At 31.8% G+C, this 18,761-nt stretch carries 13 protein-coding genes and 1 other RNA gene; 3 read left to right on the top strand and 11 right to left on the bottom strand.

Annotated elements, in window-relative coordinates; genetic code table 11:
* Positions 1–10: 10 nt before the first annotated feature.
* From MPF19_RS10690 to MPF19_RS10680, 3 genes are all read right to left on the bottom strand, one after another.
* On the bottom strand, positions 11–706 hold the full coding sequence (locus tag MPF19_RS10690; protein ID WP_249988219.1) for a peptidoglycan DD-metalloendopeptidase family protein: 696 nt from the start codon (positions 704–706) through the stop codon (positions 11–13).
* 181 nt (positions 707–887) lie between these two features.
* Positions 888–1,448, bottom strand: a complete 561-nt coding sequence (locus MPF19_RS10685) for a TlpA family protein disulfide reductase (RefSeq protein WP_203392373.1) — start codon at positions 1,446–1,448, stop codon at positions 888–890.
* 70 nt (positions 1,449–1,518) lie between these two features.
* Positions 1,519–3,789, bottom strand: a complete 2,271-nt coding sequence (locus tag MPF19_RS10680; protein WP_249988218.1) for an aconitate hydratase — start codon at positions 3,787–3,789, stop codon at positions 1,519–1,521.
* Between the two features lie 700 nt (positions 3,790–4,489).
* Between MPF19_RS10680 and MPF19_RS10675 the strand changes: the two genes are divergently transcribed.
* The gene (locus tag MPF19_RS10675; RefSeq protein WP_203392371.1) at positions 4,490–6,187 is read left to right on the top strand and encodes a sulfatase family protein; all 1,698 of its coding nucleotides are present in this window, start codon (positions 4,490–4,492) and stop codon (positions 6,185–6,187) included.
* A gap of 648 nt (positions 6,188–6,835) precedes the next feature.
* Here MPF19_RS10675 and MPF19_RS10670 read toward each other — a convergent pair.
* The 8 genes from MPF19_RS10670 to MPF19_RS10635 all read right to left on the bottom strand — a co-directional run bounded on the left by MPF19_RS10670 (position 6,836) and on the right by MPF19_RS10635 (position 17,185).
* Positions 6,836–9,613, bottom strand: coding sequence for a bifunctional aconitate hydratase 2/2-methylisocitrate dehydratase (locus tag MPF19_RS10670; protein WP_249988217.1), 2,778 nt, complete (start codon positions 9,611–9,613; stop codon positions 6,836–6,838).
* A gap of 224 nt (positions 9,614–9,837) precedes the next feature.
* Positions 9,838–10,140, bottom strand: an RNA gene (rnpB, locus tag MPF19_RS10665) — RNase P RNA component class A.
* Positions 10,141–10,328: 188 nt separating this feature from the next.
* Positions 10,329–11,471, bottom strand: a complete 1,143-nt coding sequence (gene dnaJ, locus MPF19_RS10660) for a molecular chaperone DnaJ (RefSeq protein ID WP_249988216.1) — start codon at positions 11,469–11,471, stop codon at positions 10,329–10,331.
* Positions 11,472–11,537: 66 nt separating this feature from the next.
* Entirely contained in the window at positions 11,538–12,086 is a 549-nt protein-coding gene (locus tag MPF19_RS10655; RefSeq protein ID WP_203392368.1) for a nucleotide exchange factor GrpE, read from the bottom strand.
* Between the two features lie 91 nt (positions 12,087–12,177).
* Positions 12,178–12,726: an HNH endonuclease gene (locus tag MPF19_RS10650; RefSeq protein ID WP_249988215.1), complete on the bottom strand. Its 549-nt coding sequence runs from the start codon at positions 12,724–12,726 to the stop codon at positions 12,178–12,180.
* Between the two features lie 37 nt (positions 12,727–12,763).
* Entirely contained in the window at positions 12,764–14,074 is a 1,311-nt protein-coding gene (murA, locus tag MPF19_RS10645; RefSeq protein ID WP_203392366.1) for a UDP-N-acetylglucosamine 1-carboxyvinyltransferase, read from the bottom strand.
* Positions 14,075–14,077: 3 nt separating this feature from the next.
* The gene (locus MPF19_RS10640; RefSeq protein ID WP_203392365.1) at positions 14,078–14,734 is read right to left on the bottom strand and encodes a DUF4290 domain-containing protein; all 657 of its coding nucleotides are present in this window, start codon (positions 14,732–14,734) and stop codon (positions 14,078–14,080) included.
* A 129-nt stretch (positions 14,735–14,863) separates the two neighbouring features.
* Positions 14,864–17,185, bottom strand: a complete 2,322-nt coding sequence (locus MPF19_RS10635) for an ATP-dependent helicase (protein ID WP_249988214.1) — start codon at positions 17,183–17,185, stop codon at positions 14,864–14,866.
* 238 nt (positions 17,186–17,423) lie between these two features.
* On the opposite strand from MPF19_RS10635, the gene MPF19_RS10630 reads away from it, so the two are divergent.
* A complete protein-coding gene (locus tag MPF19_RS10630; protein ID WP_203392363.1) occupies positions 17,424–18,038 on the top strand; it encodes a SatD family protein in 615 nt (204 codons plus the stop codon).
* 1 nt (position 18,039) lies between these two features.
* On the top strand, positions 18,040–18,759 hold the full coding sequence (locus MPF19_RS10625; RefSeq protein ID WP_249988213.1) for a DUF3307 domain-containing protein: 720 nt from the start codon (positions 18,040–18,042) through the stop codon (positions 18,757–18,759).
* Positions 18,760–18,761: the final 2 nt, after the last annotated feature.

Below are 18,761 nucleotides of genomic sequence, written 5' to 3'. Positions count from 1 at the left end.
AAACAAGAAATTATGCCTTCAATTTTAATAATAAATTAGGGTTCGGACAATTGTTTATATAAAACTCAATATTTTCTTCGGATGATACTCCAGGATAATCTCCATAATTATCTTCTAAATTTCTAATAATTTGAAAATGTAAATGCGGTGCATACTCTCCATTTACAGATGAATCTCCTAAATATCCTATACAATTTCCTTGTAAAACAGTATCGCCAATCATTATATTTTCTATAGAAGCTAAAGATAAATGTCCATATAAAGTATAGAAAATTTCATTTTCTAATTGATGCTTTAAAATAATAGTTGGACCATAATCTCCGTAATTATTATTAAAATTAAAACTATGAATTTTACCATCTAAAGCCGCTAATACTTTGGTGTTTTCTTTACACCATAAATCAATTCCTAAATGAATATTTCTTTGTTTTTCTTTAGATTGATTTTTAAAATAATCGCTTCTGTCATAAATATTTCTTTTTTCTAAATAGCCTCCAAAAGCTACTTTAGCATTATTTTTAGCTAGAAAGGTTTCTAAATATTTTTCCCACGCAGTGGAAGACGAAATATCAAAACTTAACAAATCATTATTTTTTGATGAAATAGCTATTGGCACATAACTTTCAATAGCAATATTTGAATCAATAACTTGTATTGGTTCTTTTGATATTTGATTTAATAAATGATTGAATTTTTCTATATTCATAGTTTGTGTAGAGATCAAAAAAACTCTTGAAATACATCAAAAGTTTTATATTTAAAGACTTAAAATATAATGCATTTTCTTAAAGGTTTCAATATGATTTAAAAACGTTTGACGAAGTTTTTATACATTCCGAATAACTACTTTTTTAATAAATTCTGATTTAAATAAAGAGTAAACTCCATCATTTTAACAATTCATCTATAGTAGCCCTAACCTTTTCACTATTCCAATTTGCAGCACCAGATTCATCTATAATAATTTGACCTTCTTTATTTAATAAAAAAGTTCTTGGAATACTTTTTACATTAAAGGTTGTTGGAGGTGCTGTTAAAGGTCTATAGGTTTTAAAATTGTAATTTTTCTTTTTCAAAAAAGAATTTATAACTTCTTGTGTTTCATTAGACACCAAAACAAATTCAATTTTATCACTATAATCTGTGTACAATTCTTGAATTGAAGGCATTTCTGCAATACAAGGAGGGCACCAAGTTGCCCAAAAATTCACCAATATAACTTTGCCTTTTGCTTCATTAAAATTATAGGTATTGCCTTCTAAATCTATCAACTTCCAATTATAACCACTTACTAATTTTGCTTCATCTGCTTTTTCTATACTTGGACTTAATTTTGCAATAACTGTTTGCAAACCTATTTGAATTTGTTGTCTTGTTTTTGGTATAATTAACAATCCAATTATTATTACATAAACGATATTCTTTATTGTACTTTTATTTTTTATCATACTTTTTGTTATAAAATTAAAAAGCGCTAATTTTTCAATTAACGCTTTTTAAAATTAAGATTTATAAACTTTATTCTGCGTTCTCCTTTTTAATTAAGTTTAAAGCAGAACCTTCATTATACCATTCAATCTGTCCTTGGTTATAGGTATGATTTGCAATAATAGTCTCTTTAGATCCATCTGCATGCACAACCTCTATAGTTAAAGGTTTACCTGGAGCAAATTTATTTAAATCTAAAAAGTTAAACGTATCATCTTCTTGAATTAAATCGTAATCTGCTTCATTAGCAAATGTTAAACCTAACATTCCTTGTTTCTTTAAGTTAGTTTCATGAATACGAGCAAAAGATTTTACTAAAACAGCAGCAACACCTAAATGTCTTGGCTCCATTGCCGCATGTTCTCTAGAAGAACCTTCTCCATAATTATGATCTCCTACCACAATAGTTTTAATTCCTGCAGCTTTATATGCTCTTGCAGTATCTGGCACACCACCAAACTCACCTGTTAATTGGTTCTTAACAAAGTTTGTTTTTTTACCATATGCATTTACGGCCCCAATTAAACAGTTGTTAGAAATATTATCTAAATGACCTCTATAACGCAACCATGGTCCGGCCATAGAAATATGGTCTGTAGTACATTTTCCGAATGCTTTTATTAGTAATTTAACCCCTGTTAAATCATTTCCTAAAGGTGTAAAAGGTTCTAATAACTGTAATCTTTCTGAAGTTGGATTTACTTTAATTTCCACTCCACTCCCATCTTCTTCTGGTGCCAAAAATCCATCATCTTTTACCTCAAAACCTTTTGGTGGTAATTCCCATCCTGTTGGTTCATCTAGCATTACTTCTTCCCCGTTTTCGTTTATTAAGGTATCCTTCATTGGATTAAAATCTAAACGACCTGCAATTGCTACAGCTGCAACCATTTCTGGTGATGCTACAAAAGCATGTGTATTAGGATTACCATCTGCACGTTTTGCAAAGTTTCTATTAAACGAATGAATTATAGAGTTTTTTGGCGCATTTTTTGGATCATCATAACGAGCCCATTGCCCAATACAAGGTCCACAAGCATTGGTGAATATCTTCGCATCTAATTTTTCGAAAATGCCAATAATACCATCTCTATCTGCAGTATATCTAACTTTTTCAGAACCTGGATTAATTCCTAATTCCGATTTTATTTTTAAACCTTTATCAAGAGCTTGTTGCGCAATAGAAGATGCTCTCGATAAATCTTCATAAGAAGAGTTGGTACAAGAACCTATTAAACCCCATTCTACTTTTAATGGCCAATCATTATCATTAGCAGCTTTTGTCATATCTGCACCTACTTTTGTAGACAAATCTGGCGTAAAAGGTCCGTTTAATAAAGGACTTAATTCTGATAAATTAATTTCTATAACTTGGTCAAAATATTCTTCTGGGTTAGCATACACTTCTGCATCACCAGTTAAATATTCTTTTACTTTATTTGCCGCATCTGCAACATCACTTCTATCGGTTGCACGTAAATAACGCTCCATTGAATCATCATAACCAAAAGTAGAAGTAGTTGCACCTATTTCGGCTCCCATGTTACAAATGGTACCTTTACCTGTACAAGACATAGAAGTTGCTCCTTCTCCAAAATATTCTACAATAGCACCTGTTCCTCCTTTTGCAGAAACAATACCTGCTACTTTTAAAATTACATCTTTTGGTGCTGTCCAACCAGATAGTTTTCCGGTTAACTTTACTCCTATTAATTTAGGAAACTTTAATTCCCAAGCCATACCTGCCATTACATCTACGGCATCTGCACCACCAACTCCAATTGCTACCATTCCTAAACCACCTGCATTTACAGTGTGAGAATCTGTACCAATCATCATTCCTCCAGGAAATGCATAATTTTCTAAAACTACTTGGTGAATAATTCCTGCACCTGGTTTCCAAAATCCTAAACCGTATTTATTAGAAACAGATTCTAAAAAGTTAAAAACTTCATTACTAGTATTTAAAGCCGTTTGTAAATCTGAACTTGCACCGTTTTTAGCTTGAATTAAGTGATCACAATGCGTTGTTGTTGGCACTGCAACTTTACTTTTTCCTGCTTGCATAAATTGCAATAATGCCATTTGTGCAGTTGCATCTTGCAATGCAATTCTATCTGGTGCAAAATTAACATAGTCTTTACCTCTTACAAATGCTTTTTTAGAAGTTTCGTCCCACAAGTGTGAGTACAGTATCTTTTCTGCTAAAGTTAAAGGTTTTCCTGTAAGTTCTCGAGCTGCATCTACACGTTTTACAACGTTTGAATACACTTTTTTAATCATATTAATATCAAATGCCATAAGATTTATATATAATTTAGTTGTTAATAATTTATGAGTAGACTAAGGTACAAAATATCTACTAGTTTTATAACTGAATTCTACTTAGAAAAGATTTAATACTGATAGTGAAATAAAGAATTTTGATGGAAACTTGAAACCCCCAAAAGAATAGTCACTAAAACGCCTATGATTACTATTTTTTTCATTTTTTAGGTATTTAATTTATGCTCATTAAAATCAACATTAAACGAGCTTATTGAAATAAATATGTAATAAACCCAGTATTCTAATTGTTGGTTTAATATGATTTTAAAAATTGATTGGCAGAATCAATATAAAATCACATTTAAGCCTTTGCTAACAATGTAATGAAAATTGAAATATTAATTCTGAGAATTGTCTAAGGAGATATACAAACAAGTGTTGTAGTGGAAAAGCCATTCGTTTTAAAAGTATTAAAACTTGAATCTAAACCAGTATAAAAAGCTCCCATTAAAGAATCTAAAGGGCAAAAACTAACTCTTGAAAAAAACTTTTTTCTTATCATAATAGGTTTTTCTTTTAGAAATCAATTGTAATACAAACTTGATTTCATTTACCCTACTTGTTTTAAAAATTTTATGAAAATATATTCACACATCTATTTTTTACTTTTTATAATATATCTCAATCATATTATCTAAATTTTGTATCTTGTTGTGTAAAAAATCATATAATCATGAAAGCTATCTATTTTAAAAAAATCTTTAAGTTTATATCTCTACTTGTTCTTGTTCTTATCTATGGTTGCTCAGAAACCATAGAAAAAAAGCCTAACGTCTTGTTCATCTTGATGGATGATTTGGGTTATGGACAATTTGGTGTTAATAACGATACAATTACGACAGGAGATTTTGATCCTTATTTTGTTCATTTAGTAGACAGCCTGCAAGGGTATTCCGTAGATAAATCCCTAGAATTCTCAAAAACTGCAATTCCAACATTGTCCACTTTGGCAAAAGACGGTGTAATTTTCACCAAAGCCTATACATCTAGTAATGTTTGTGCTCCATCACGTATGGGTATATTGACTGGTAACAATCAAAATAAATACGGTATGTATATTATAGAAGATGTTGATAAAAAAGGGTTTACACCAGGCACGCTTCTACCAGGAATATTACAAAAGAATGGTTATAAAACCGCGCATATTGGAAAATGGCATATAGGAAGAAGAAACGACAAAATTTTAAATGATATTCTTCGAAAAAATGGTTTAGAGGAGAATCTAAATCCTTATGTTTTGGAACAATCACAACCGCAAGTATATGCTCAAATTGATAAAAGTGGTTATATGGGATCTGTGGTGGACGAGCAAAACCCTCTGAACAATGGTTTTGACTATTATTTCGGCTATAATTATTGGGCAAGCCAATACTATAATTCCAATCTTGTATGGGAAAATTTTAAACATGCTGAAAAACAGAAAGGTTATAACACTGATGTTTTTACGGATAAGGCATTGAACTTTATCAGAGAATCTGTTGCGAGCAATAAACCGTTCTATGTGGATTTGCACTACCACGCTGTTCACGATTCGGTCGAACCCAAAGCTCCTGCCAAATACTTTAACAAGTTTAAATCCGATTCCTATACACTGAATAATTTTTATGCCCATATAAATGCTGTGGACACCAATGTAAAACGAATAGTAGATTTTCTCAAGTCCAAAAACGCCCTTGATAACACGATCATCATTTTTACTTCAGATAATGGAGCCATGGCGGGCGGTTCTTATGATGGTTTCAAATCGGGATCTCCTCTTCCTGGGAATACGCCTTTCTCGGGAACTAAAGGCAATTATTACCAAGGAGGTTTTAGGGTTCCAATGTTTATATATTGGCCAAGTGGAATACACAATTCCAAGCGTTCGGGACAACTGGTTTCTACAATGGATATTTTACCTACAGCCATTGATGCGGCTGGCTTAAAAGTTCCAAATAAAATAGATGGGAAAAGTCTTCTGCCCATCCTTATGGGAAAAGGAGAAAAACCAATTCATGATCATTTGATTTGGGCTGGCATACATTCTTATCGATGGGGATATTTAATCACTAAATCCACCAAGACTCATGGGACCGAACAAAAATTTGCCCCTCCGGCCTGGGTAGTGATCAAAGGTGATTATTTGTTGAGATATACCGGCATTTTGGAAAAAGGGATCTATTATGACAATATGGAGGGTCGAGGGCCTGTTGTGGAACTATATAATATAAAAAATGACCCCGCTGAAACACACAACCTTGCAGAACGATTCCCAGATACTGTCAAAGTTATGGCCAAGGAATATTTTAAGGAATCTTCCGGTTTTCCACCCCCAGTAGCTTGGGAAAAATCAAAGTGGGAAGAATTGCGAGACAGTACGCTTTTCCAATAAATTTTATCAAAAAATCCATGCCATTATAAAAAAGGAATAGAACTAAGTTAGTTTCTATCCTAGTTTTACAACCATTTTCATTAGTGGTTGTAAAAACAAAATGGAAATCCAGAGAAAAAAGTTAAAAAGTTTGAAGTGATATCCATTTTAGTGAATTACCTTGATGGGCTTGCAGTAAAAAAGCGAACAAATTTTTTAAGATCCATACTACATTTTTGGTTTGATAAAATTCTTGTTCTTCTTTATACTGAGTTTTATAGCCCAATGAAGAATACTTTCGTCTTTGTTATAAGGTACGATAAAAGCATTTTGGTGTATCTCAAATACACTAGAAGACTTACAAATGCTTTAGCATTGGGATTTAACCGAATCTCGATTTGGATGGAAATAGTTAATCGGAATAAACAATTACTTCAATAAATGCTAATAGCTTGGGTTAGGGATTGAAGTGAAAATCCTTTTTGAGAAGCATGAACAAAAAGATTGTAACAAAAAGCCCGACCGCGCCTTTTTTGGCGTGGTAACCCCCAAAAACCTTAAATAGGTTATCCTTATTAAAGACGTATATTAATATATTAAATAAATAAGAGCAAAAAAAAAGTCTGAGTATAAAACTCAGACTTTTTAATATAATTTATAGATTTTAGATTATCTAACTAATTGTTTTGTTGAAGGTTTAAACTTCGTTAAAACAATACCGTCTACTGCTTTTTCATATTCGGCCAATGTTGGTGTTCTACCTAAAATTGTAGATAGCACCACAACTGGTGTTGATGATAATAAAGACTCTCCTTTTTTCTCTCCATCATCTTTTACAACTCTTCCTTGGAATAAACGTGTAGATGTTGCCATTACTGTATCTCCTGGTTCTGCTTTTTCTTGGTTACCCATACATAAGTTACAACCTGGACGCTCTAAATACAACATGTTTTCATACTTTGTACGTGCTAATCCTTTTGGTGCGCTATCATCGAATTCGAAACCTGAATATTTTACTAAAACATCCCAATCTCCTTCTGCTTTTAACTCATCTACAATATTGTATGTTGGAGGCGCAACAACTAAAGGTGCTTTAAACTCTACTTTACCATGTTGTGCTTCTATGTTCTTTAACATTTGAGCTAAAATTTTCATATCTCCTTTGTGAACCATACAAGATCCTACGAATCCTAAATCTACTTTTTTAGTTCCTCCGTAGTAAGATAATGGTCTGATGTTATCATGTGTATAACGTTTAGAAACGTCATCGTTATTTACATCTGGATCTGCAATCATTGGTTCTGAGATTTCATCTAAATCAATCACAACTTCTGCATGATACTTCGCATTTGCATCTGGTCTTAAAGATGGTTTAATACCCGTTTTAAGCTCTACAATTCTAGTTTCTGCTTTTTCTACTAAACCTTTAAGAACATTACCTGCATTGTCCATTCCTTTATCAATCATGATTTGGATACGACCTTTTGCAATCTCTAAAGATTCAATTAAAGTATCATCTTCAGAAATACAGATAGAAGCTTTTGCTTTCATCTCTGCAGTCCAATCTGTAAATGTAAATGCTTCATCTGAAGTTAATGTACCAATATGAACCTCAATGATTCTTCCTTGGAATACGTTTTCTCCACCAAATTGTTTTAACATTTGTTGTTGAGTTGCGTGAACAACATCACGGAAATCCATATAAGATTTCATTTCTCCTTTAAAAGTAACTTTTACTGATTCTGGAATTGGCATTGAAGCCTCACCTGTAGCAAGTGCTAAAGCAACGGTTCCTGAATCTGCACCAAAAGCAACACCTTTAGACATACGTGTGTGAGAATCTCCACCAATAATAATGTCCCAATCTCCTACTGTAAGATCGTTTAATACTTTATGTATAACATCCGTCATTGGAAAGTATTTCCCTTTAGGATCACGACCAGTAATTAAACCAAAGTCGTTCATAAACTTCATTAACCTAGGAATATTTGCTTTTGATTTATCATCCCAAACTGAAGCTGTATGACAACCAGATTGATAAGCTCCATCTACAATTGGAGAAATAACTGTAGCAGCCATCATCTCTAATTCTTGAGAAGTCATTAAACCTGTAGTATCTTGAGAACCTACAATATTTACTTCTACACGAACATCTGAACCTGCGTGTAAAACTGCTCCTAGAGTGGTACCAACCGCATTTTTATTGAATATTTTTTCAACAGCAGTTAATCCTTGTCCTTCAACAGTAATTTCTTTTGATGTTGCATATACTGGCACAACATCAATACCTAATACTTTAGATGCAAAAGTTTGTAATTTTTTACCGAAAACAACAGCATAAGAACCACCTGCTTTCATAAACTCCATTTTTTGTGGTGTAAATGCTGCAGAAATATCTTTTAACTCTTTATCTCCGTTGTATAATTTTTTCTCTTTTGTATTAATTGTAAGAACGGTACCTGTTGCAACAGAATACTCTTCTTTTAATACTGGATCTCCGTTTTCATCACGAATTGTGTTTCCTTCAGCATCTTTTTGTTGTACCCAGTTTTTAAGATCTAAACCAATACCACCTGTTACACCAACAGTTGTTAAAAAAATAGGAGAAATTCCGTTTGTACCAGCAATTACCGGAGCAATATTAATAAAAGGTACATAAGGACTCGATTTAATACCTGTCCATAATGCTACGTTGTTTACACCAGACATTCTTGATGATCCAACTCCCATTGTTCCTTTTTCTGCAATTAACATCACTCTTTTATCAGGATGTTGTGCTTGTACTGCTTTTAATTCGGCTTGTTGTTCTTTATTATGTTCAAATAAACACTGACCGTGTAATTCTCTATCTGAACGAGAGTGTGCATCACCACCTGGAGATAATAAATCTGTAGAAATATCACCTACTCCTGCGATAAATGTTACTACATCTATTTTTTCATCTATTTCTGGTAGTTTTGTGAAAAATTCTGCTTTCGCGTAACTTTCTATAATGTCTTTAGCTATTTCACTTCCGTTTTTATACGCTTCTTCTAAACGAGCAGTATCTGCTTCATAAAGGAAAACTTGTGTTTTTAAAACATCCGCAGCTTGTTTTGCGATAGTAATATCTGTTCCTAAAGCTAAGTCTAATAAAACTTTTACTGAAGGCCCACCTTTCATGTGAGATAATTGTTCAAAAGCAGAAGAAGTGGTAATTTCTTTTACGATTGCTTCACCTAAAATAATTTCTTTTAAAAATTTAGCTTTCACACCAGCAGCACTGGTAGTTCCTGGTAAAACATTATAGATAAAAAAGTTCAAAGAATCTTCTCTGTACTCATTATCTAAATCTTTAATTTGCTCAATGATTTTGCTTAATAATTCTGCACCATCAATTGGCTGTGGATGAAGTCCCTGATCTTTTCGTTCTTCTATCTGCTTAAGGTAATCTTTATAAATACTCATGAAAGAAATCTTTAGTTACAGCAAGCCTTTTAATTTTAAAAACCTACCGTAAAATTGTTTGTTAATTATAGTCTGACAAACTTACATTTTTTATATCAAAATTAAAAGATAAATAATAGATTGCTCCAATTACTAAATAAAAAAAAGTTATTCTGTAAAAGACTGAATATTAATCAATAAAAAGTAGCTTTTATTGATTAATTCTGAAGTTTTAATAAAATTATAGAAAATGCAGACTAATAAGCCGAATCCTGTCCCTTAAAAAGGTTCTTATCATTTATCTAGAGTTACAATTACTCGTAACTTCAATCTGCCTACCCTTTAGAATCGAGCGAGTAGCTCTCAAGCTCTAATATACATGGCATTGCACCTCATAGAGTTTACCTGGTTTCACTACAGCCTAACTGTACATTCTTTCTGTTGCACTGGTCCTCAACTCTCGTTGGACGGATGTTATCCGCTATGATACTCTTTGGTGTCCGGACTTTCCTACACGCCGAAGCGTGACGATAAGATAAGTCTGCAATTTCTATATTATATTAATATTTTCTTTCATCATAAAAAAAACCCACTCATAAATGAGTGGGAAAAATTGCTATGAAAAAGAAAAAGTGTTGCCGATAAAATCAGCAACACTGCAAATATATATTAAATATATGTATTAAAATAACGTATTTTAAAAAAGTCACTATTTTAAAAATACTTTAACACTTTATTAAGAAAACATGTCTTTTACTTTTTCAAAAAAAGACTTGTCTGACTTATTAGGACTTGGTTTAAAATTATCATTATCAGACATTTTTTCAAAGAATTGCTTTTGTTCTTTATTTAATTCTTGTGGAGTCCATACATTAATGTGAATTAAAAAATCTCCCGTTCCATATCTTTCAATACTTGGTAAACCTTTTTCTTTTAATCTTAAAATTTTACCAGATTGCGTACCAGCATCAATTTTAATCTTTACTTTACCTGTAACAGTATCCACTTCTTTACTTGTACCTAAAACAGCTTCAGAGAAATTAATATATAAATCATAATGAATATTTGTTCCTTCTCTTTTTAAGGTTTCATGCTGAACTTCCTCTATTAAAACTAATAAATCTCCAGCAATAGAATTCTTACCAGGAGCTTCATTACCCTTTCCTCCTACTTTTAATTGAACTCCTTCTGTAACTCCTGCCGGAATGTTAATAGAAACAGTTTCTTCTTTAGTAATTAAACCTTGTGCATCTGCACCTGCTGGTTTACTATTAATAATTTCACCAGCTCCAGAACAAGTACCACAAGTAGTAGCTGTTTGCATTCTACCTAAAATAGTATTGGTCACTCGCATTTGTTGTCCAGAACCATTACAGGTAGTACACGTTTTATACGTTACACCATCTGCTTGTACTTTACGTCTAACTTTTACTTTCTTTTCAACTCCTTTGGCAATTTCTTCTAAAGTAAGTTTTACACGAATACGCATATTACTCCCTTTAACTCTTGCTTGTCGTTGGCCTCCGCCACCGCCAAAACCACCAAATCCTCCTCCGAAACCGCCGCCTCCGCCGCCAAAGATATCTCCAAACTGACTGAATATGTCATCCATATTCATACCGCCGCCGCCAAAACCGCCACCACCTTGTGGACCTTCGAAACCAGCATGACCGTATTGATCATAACGTGCTTTTTTGTTTTCGTCACTTAAAATTTCATAAGCTTCTGCAGCTTTTTTAAAATTTTCTTCAGCTGCCTTATCATCAGGGTTTTTATCTGGATGATATTTAATAGCCATTTTTCTATACCCTTTCTTAATTTCTGCCTGAGTTGCAGATTTAGAAAGACCTAATATTTCGTAAAAATCTTGTTTTGCCATTTTTATTTCAATTATCAATTAACAGTAATCAATGATCAATGGTAATTGTACATTGTTAATTGTAACTTACTGTCCGATTACCACTTTTGGATAACGAATAATTTTATCACCTAATTTGTATCCTTTTTCTACACAATCAATTATTTTCCCTTTTAAATCTTCTGTCGGAGCAGGGATTTGTGTAATTGCTTCATGAATTTCAGCATCAAAAGTATCACCAGCATTGGTTTCTACTTTAGACAATCCTTTTAGCTCTAAAGTATTGTAGAATTTTTGATAAATTAATAAAACACCTTTTCTTAATTCCTCTGCTTCTTTATCATCTTCGATATGTGTCAGTGCACGCTCAAAATCATCAATAATTGGCAGTAAAGATGTCATTAATTCTTGTCCAGCAGTTTTAAATAATTCTACTCTTTCTCTGGATGTTCTTTTTTTATAGTTTTCAAACTCAGCAAACAAACGTAAAAACTTTTCTTTTTCAGCTTGAAGTAACTCTTCCGGTGTTGGCTCTTCTTTTACAACTTCAGCCTCAACCTCTTGATTTTCTTCAACTTGAACAGTTTCTTGTTCGTTTTTTATTTCTTCTTCTTGGATGTTATCTTTCTTACTCATTATCTTTGTATTCGTTAAAATATCTTCAATTAAAACGCAAAAACGTTGCCAACAAAAAAATAGTGTCAGATTGACACTATTTTTTATATTTTTAAATTTCAACATGTCCCCAATTTTCACCCGTTTTAATTCTGTGAATTTGCATGTCCGAGACTCCAAATCGTTTGGCAATCATGGTTATTCTTGTTCTTTTATTTTTAAGTTGCCTTTTAATAATTTTCACTTTTCCTTCTGTAAGCTTATAACTAGTTTTTTTATTCTTTATAGATTCTACAAACACAGGATTTTTAAATTGATGCAACTCTTTTTCTCTTTTTGATGCCCATTTTAAATTTTGAATGGTATTATCTGTTTTATCATAATTTATATGTAAGACAAAAACTTGCTCTTCATTTTCTTTTTCTAAAAAATGTTGAGCAACTAATTTATGTACATACCTACTAGTATGTTTATTATTTAGAGCTTGTTTTACAGAAATAGTTTCATAACCATTTATAAAACTTTTTTTTCTTAAAAACTCTTTATCGTCTTTACAATAAAGTACTCTTCCGTAATTGGAAATCTTAAATTTTTTTACATTAGAAATTTTCTCATCAAATTTAACATCTTTCCACTCTTCTTTCCACAAACTTCTTATCATAATATAAAAGTAATTTTAAATGAATAAAAAACTTTTCTTAATCAGCAATTCTTTCAATTTTAGCACCAATAGATTTTAAACGAGCTTCAATATTTTCGTACCCTCTATCTATCTGTTCTATATTATTAATGATACTTGTTCCTTTTGCAGATAATGCTGCAATTAATAAGGAGATTCCTGCTCTAATATCTGGCGATGTCATTTTGGTAGCTTTTAACGAGCTTTCAAAATTCATACCTATTACAGTAGCCCTATGAGGATCACACAAAATTACTTTTGCGCCCATATCTATCAATTTATCAACAAAAAACAAACGGCTTTCAAACATTTTTTGATGTATTAAAACAGTTCCTTTTGCTTGTGTAGCGATTACCAAAACAATACTCAATAAATCGGGTGTAAACCCAGGCCAAGGAGCATCTGCAACCGTTAAGACAGAACCATCTATAAAATTTTGTATTTTATAAGATTCTTGTGCAGGTATATAAATATCATCACCTCTTTTTTCTAGTTGAACACCTAATTTTCTAAATACATTTGGTATTTGTCCTAAGTTTTCCCAACTTACATCTTTTATGGTTAATTCAGATCGTGTCATTACAGCAACACCTATCCAAGAACCAATTTCAATCATATCTGGTAAAACAGTATGTTCACAACCTCCAAGAGCTTTTACTCCTTCTATGATTAATAAATTAGAGCCTACTCCAGAGATTTTTGCTCCCATCAAATTCAACATTTTACATAATTGTTGAATATAAGGTTCACAAGCTGCATTGTAAATTTTTGTGGTTCCGGTAGCTAAAACAGCCGACATTAATATATTCGCGGTTCCTGTTACAGAAGCTTCATCTAATAACATTTCTACACCAAATAACTCTTTGGCTTCTACTCCGTAAAAATGCTCTTCTTTATTATATCTAAATTTTGCACCTAACCTTATAAAACCCTCAAAATGGGTATCTAAACGTCTACGGCCAATTTTATCTCCTCCTGGTCTTGGAATGTACCCTTTACCAAAACGTGCTAAAAGCGGTCCAACTATCATAATAGAACCGCGTAAAGAACTTCCGTCTCTTTTAAACTCTGCAGATTCTAGATATTTTAAATTGATTTCATCCGCTTGAAAAGCGTAAGAATTTCTACTTAACTTTTCTACTTTTACACCTAATTCTCCTAGAATAAAAATTAGTTTGTTGACATCAATAATATCTGGAACGTTATTTACAAGCACTCGTTCTGGTGTTAATAACACTGCACAAAGTATTTGTAAAACTTCGTTTTTTGCTCCTTGCGGAGTAATGGTCCCGCTTAATTTATGACCGCCTTCAATTTTAAATGATGCCATATACTAATATCTTTTTCTATTTTTATTTTGATTACTGTGTTGTGGTTTCTTGTAAGTAGTTTTAGAAGCTCCCTGACCTTGTGTACGTGGTTTTCTTAATAGGTTTTTACTTTCAGCAAGTGCCTCATCTGTTTCTCTTAAATCTAATTTACCATCAGATAAATCATATAAATGTTTAAAAATTACGGCGTCATCCACAGTATCTTTATTCCAATTAAGGTAACACTTTTTCATGTGATTTGCAATGGTAAATACCAAAGCTTCTTTTTTCTCGCCTTCTTCCCAGCTTAAAGCAATATCTATCATTGTTTGAATGTTGTTACCATAGTAACGATATCTTGATGCAGATTTTGGATAAGGCAGTCCTTCTGGCTTTTCTTGTAATTCTTCTTTAGACGGTTGAGGATATGGAGATTCTACATCTAATTTAAAATCTGCCATGATGTATAGTTGATCCCAAAGTTTGTGTTTAAAATCTGGAACATCGCGTAAATGGGGTTGTAAATTACCCATTACATCTACAATAGCTCTCGCCATTTTATCGCGTTCTTCTTTAGTTTCTAATGCTAAGCAATGGTCTACTAATTTTTGTATATGTCTGCCGTATTCTGGTATTATCATTAACGGTCTTTCTGAATTGTATTCTAAATCGAATGTCATTTATTTATTTTTGAGAAGTGTTCTCGATGTATCACACTTAAAAATTATGATAGTAGAACTGACAAATTATAGTTTGTAGTTATTTAACGTTGCAAAATAACAATTTATTTTTAGTTTTATGGATGATTTTTAACCAATCACTTTTAATTTAGCAAATTGTAGCAATAATTTCTTCTTACCAACCGTACCAAATTTAATTTCTGCCTTTTTATTTGGTCCATTTCCTTCTAGAGCAATTACTTCTCCCGTTCCAAATCTATTGTGCTCTACAAAATTACCAACCACAATATTGCCGTCAAATAAATTTGCTTTTGAGGTTGCTTGAGATACTTTTTTTAAGTTTTTAGGAATAACAATCTCTTTTTTCTTCACCAAATCACGCTCCATTTTTTTACGTTGAATTGGTTTTTGAAAACGAATTCCTTTTGGAGCATCATCAAAAATACTTTTATCAACAAAATTATTAATTGCTGGATTTGTACTTTTTGGTGTAATGTAATTTAGATACTGATCATCTATTTCTTCTAAAAACCTACTTGGTTCTGCATCTACCAATTTCCCCCATCTATAACGAGTTTGCGCATAACTTAAATAAGCCACTTTTTCTGCCCTTGTTATGGCCACGTAGAACAATCTTCGCTCCTCTTCTAACTCACTTCTAGTATTCATACTCATTGCAGAAGGAAATAAGTTTTCTTCTAAACCAACAATGTACACGTACATATATTCCAATCCTTTAGACTGGTGAATGGTCATTAAAGAAACAGAGGGTTTATCATCATCTTTTTTAGCATCAAAATCTGTAGCCAAAGCCACATCTTCTAAAAAAGTAGTTAAAGAAGTATCTCCACCTTCTTCAATTTTATCGGTAATAAAGTCTTTAATTCCGTTTAAAAGCTCTTGAACGTTTTCTACTTTACTTACAGCTTCTGGTGTTCCGTCTTTTTCTAAATCTTTAATTAATAGGGTCTTTTTTACAACCGTTTCTGCAATTTCGAACGCATTTTTAGTTTGCGATTCTATTTGCAAACTTTGCATCATCGTCATAAAATTACGGAGCTTATTTTTAGTTCCTGCATTTATTTTTAAATCTATTTTATCAATATATTTAATAATATCGAAAATTGATTTTTTATAATGATTTGCAGCAATTGTTAACCTATCTATAGTTGTTGCACCAATTCCTCTAGCAGGATAATTGATAATTCTTTTTAACGCTTCTTCATCATTTGGGTTGATTAAAATACGTAAATATGATAAAATATCTTTGATTTCTTTTCTTTGATAAAAGGAAATCCCTCCATAGATTTTATACTCAATTCCTTTTTTACGTAAGGCATCTTCAATAGCTCTAGATTGTGAGTTTGTTCTATACAATACACAAAAATCATCTGGAGTTAATTGATGGTTCATTTGGTTTTCCCAAATAGATTGTGCCACAAAACGTCCTTCTTCTCCATCGGAAATAGTACGCATTACATTTATAGCATCTCCAGGATCATTAGAGGTCCAAACTTCTTTATCTAATTTTGTTTTATTTTTTTCGATTACAGAATTTGCAGCGTTTACAATATTACTTGTAGAACGATAATTTTGCTCTAGTTTAAAGGTTTTTACTTCTGGATAATCCTTCTGGAAATTTAAAATATTCTGAATATTTGCTCCCCTAAAACTATAGATACTCTGAGAATCGTCTCCAACCACACAAATGTTTCCAAATTTGTCTGCCAAAGCTCTCACAATAATATATTGAGAGTGATTGGTATCTTGGTACTCATCTACCATAATATATCTAAAACGGTCTTGATATTTTGCCAAAGTTTCTGGAAAACGGGCTAATAACTCATTGGTTCTTAACAATAAATCATCAAAATCCATTGCTCCTGCTTTAAAGCATCTGTCTACATAAGTTCTGTAAATATTACCAACTTCTGGTCTACTTGCGTGTAAATCTGCTTCTTGTAAATCTGGATTATTAAAATAGGCTTTTACCGTAATTAAACTGTTCTTAAAGGAAGAAATTCTTCCTAAAATCTGTTTTGGTTTGTATTGTTCCCTATTTAAATTCTTCTCTTTTATAATGGCTGATATCAACCGAACAGAATCTTGAGAATCGTAAATTGTAAAATTAGTTGGAAACCCTAATTTATCTGCTTCAGTTCGTAAAATTCTAGCAAAAACGGAGTGAAAAGTTCCCATCCACAGGTTTCTAGATTCACTGTTACCTACAACACCAGCAATTCTTGCCTTCATTTCTTTGGCTGCTTTGTTGGTAAATGTAAGCGATAAAATGTTAAATGAATCTACGCCTTGCTGCATTAAATGCGCAATTCTATAGGTTAATACACGTGTTTTACCAGAACCCGCACCCGCAATAATAATCATGGGTCCATCTTTCTGTAAGACAGCTTGTCTCTGTGCTTCGTTTAAAGAATCTAAATATGTGCTCAATAGTTTATTTTAAAGGAATTTGAAAGTGTGAAATTAACCAAACTATTCGTTTCTATAAAAGAAGACGAATACTATTTATTCACAATTTTTACATAAGAATCCAAACTATATCTGCCTAAGAACAGATAAACACAATTATCTGCCTATAGACAGATAATTTAAAATATCTGCTTACAGACAGATAATTTTGTTATTTAGCCTAATAAATGATATATTAGCTAAAAATTAAGATTCAAAAATGACTAGTATTTTAACAGGTGACATCATCAATTCTAGAAAGAAGGATGATAATTTTTGGTTAGAAACGCTAAAAGAAGTGTTAAGTACTTTTGGTGATTCTCCAAAATATTGGCAGATTTACAGAGGAGATAGTTTTCAATTAGAAATAGAAAATTGTGAAAATGCTTTTTACGCAGCTTTAAAGTTGAAATCTCATTTAAAAGCTACTGTAGATATAGATGTTAGAATTGGAATTGGAATTGGAGAAAAAGAATTTAATACTCCAGAAGTTACGGCCTCTAACGGTGAAGCCTTCATAAACTCTGGTTATGCGTTTGATACGTATTTAAAAAAGCAAACTATTGCTATAAAAACACCTTGGCAAGAAGTTGATGCAGAACTAAATATAGCTTTTGATTTAGCTTTATTAACTATGGATTCTTGGACAAAAAACTCTGCTGAAGTATTTAAAATTTCCTTAGAATCGGAAAACAGTACGCAGAATGAAATTGCTGCTATTTTAGGAATTACACAAGGACGTGTTAGCGAACGCCAAAAACGTGCTGGATTTGAACCTATTATGAAACTAGAAAAACGTTTTAGAAAAATTATCAATCAAAAAACACATTTATAAAATGCTCTTATTTTTAAAATTTTTGTTGGCACATATTTTAGGAGATTTTGTTTTTCAACCAGAAAAATGGGTTAAAAACAAAGAAGAAAAGAAAGTTAAATCTGTAAAATTATATTATCACATTGCACTTCATGCCCTATTTTTAGTACTGATACTTCAGTTTAATTTTAAAAAGTATTGGCTTGCTTTTCTGTTAATTATCTGTTCTCATTATTTAATAGATCTTTTAAAACTCTATCTTCAAAAAAAGAACACAAAACGGATTTGGTTTTTTATAGATCAAATACTACATCTACTATTATTAGCTTTTGCTACTTCTTTTTATGTTGATTTTTCTTTATCACCAAAAAACTTAATAACAAATCCAATTTTATTATTGATCGTATTTTTACTGTTGGTAATTTTTGTTTCTTCTATTGTTATAAAAATAATTATTACCCAATGGAATCCGGAAAATAAAAAAGAAAACGATGATTCTCTAGCAAAAGCCGGACGCTATATCGGTATTTTAGAACGATTGTTTGTATTTACCTTTGTAATTACCAATCATTGGGAAGCTATTGGTTTTTTATTGGCTGCAAAATCCGTTTTTAGATTTGGAGATTTAACGTCATCTAAAGACAGAAAACTAACCGAATATATTTTAATTGGTACTTTATTAAGTTTTGGTATTGCTATCTTTTTAGGAGTATTATATTTGTACACTTTAAAATTCATCTAAAT

Source organism: Polaribacter sp. Z014, from assembly GCF_023555435.1.
In the GTDB taxonomy this organism is placed as follows: domain Bacteria; phylum Bacteroidota; class Bacteroidia; order Flavobacteriales; family Flavobacteriaceae; genus Polaribacter.
Note: the sequence above shows the minus strand (reverse complement) of the source record. Positions and strands in the feature narration are given on the sequence as shown.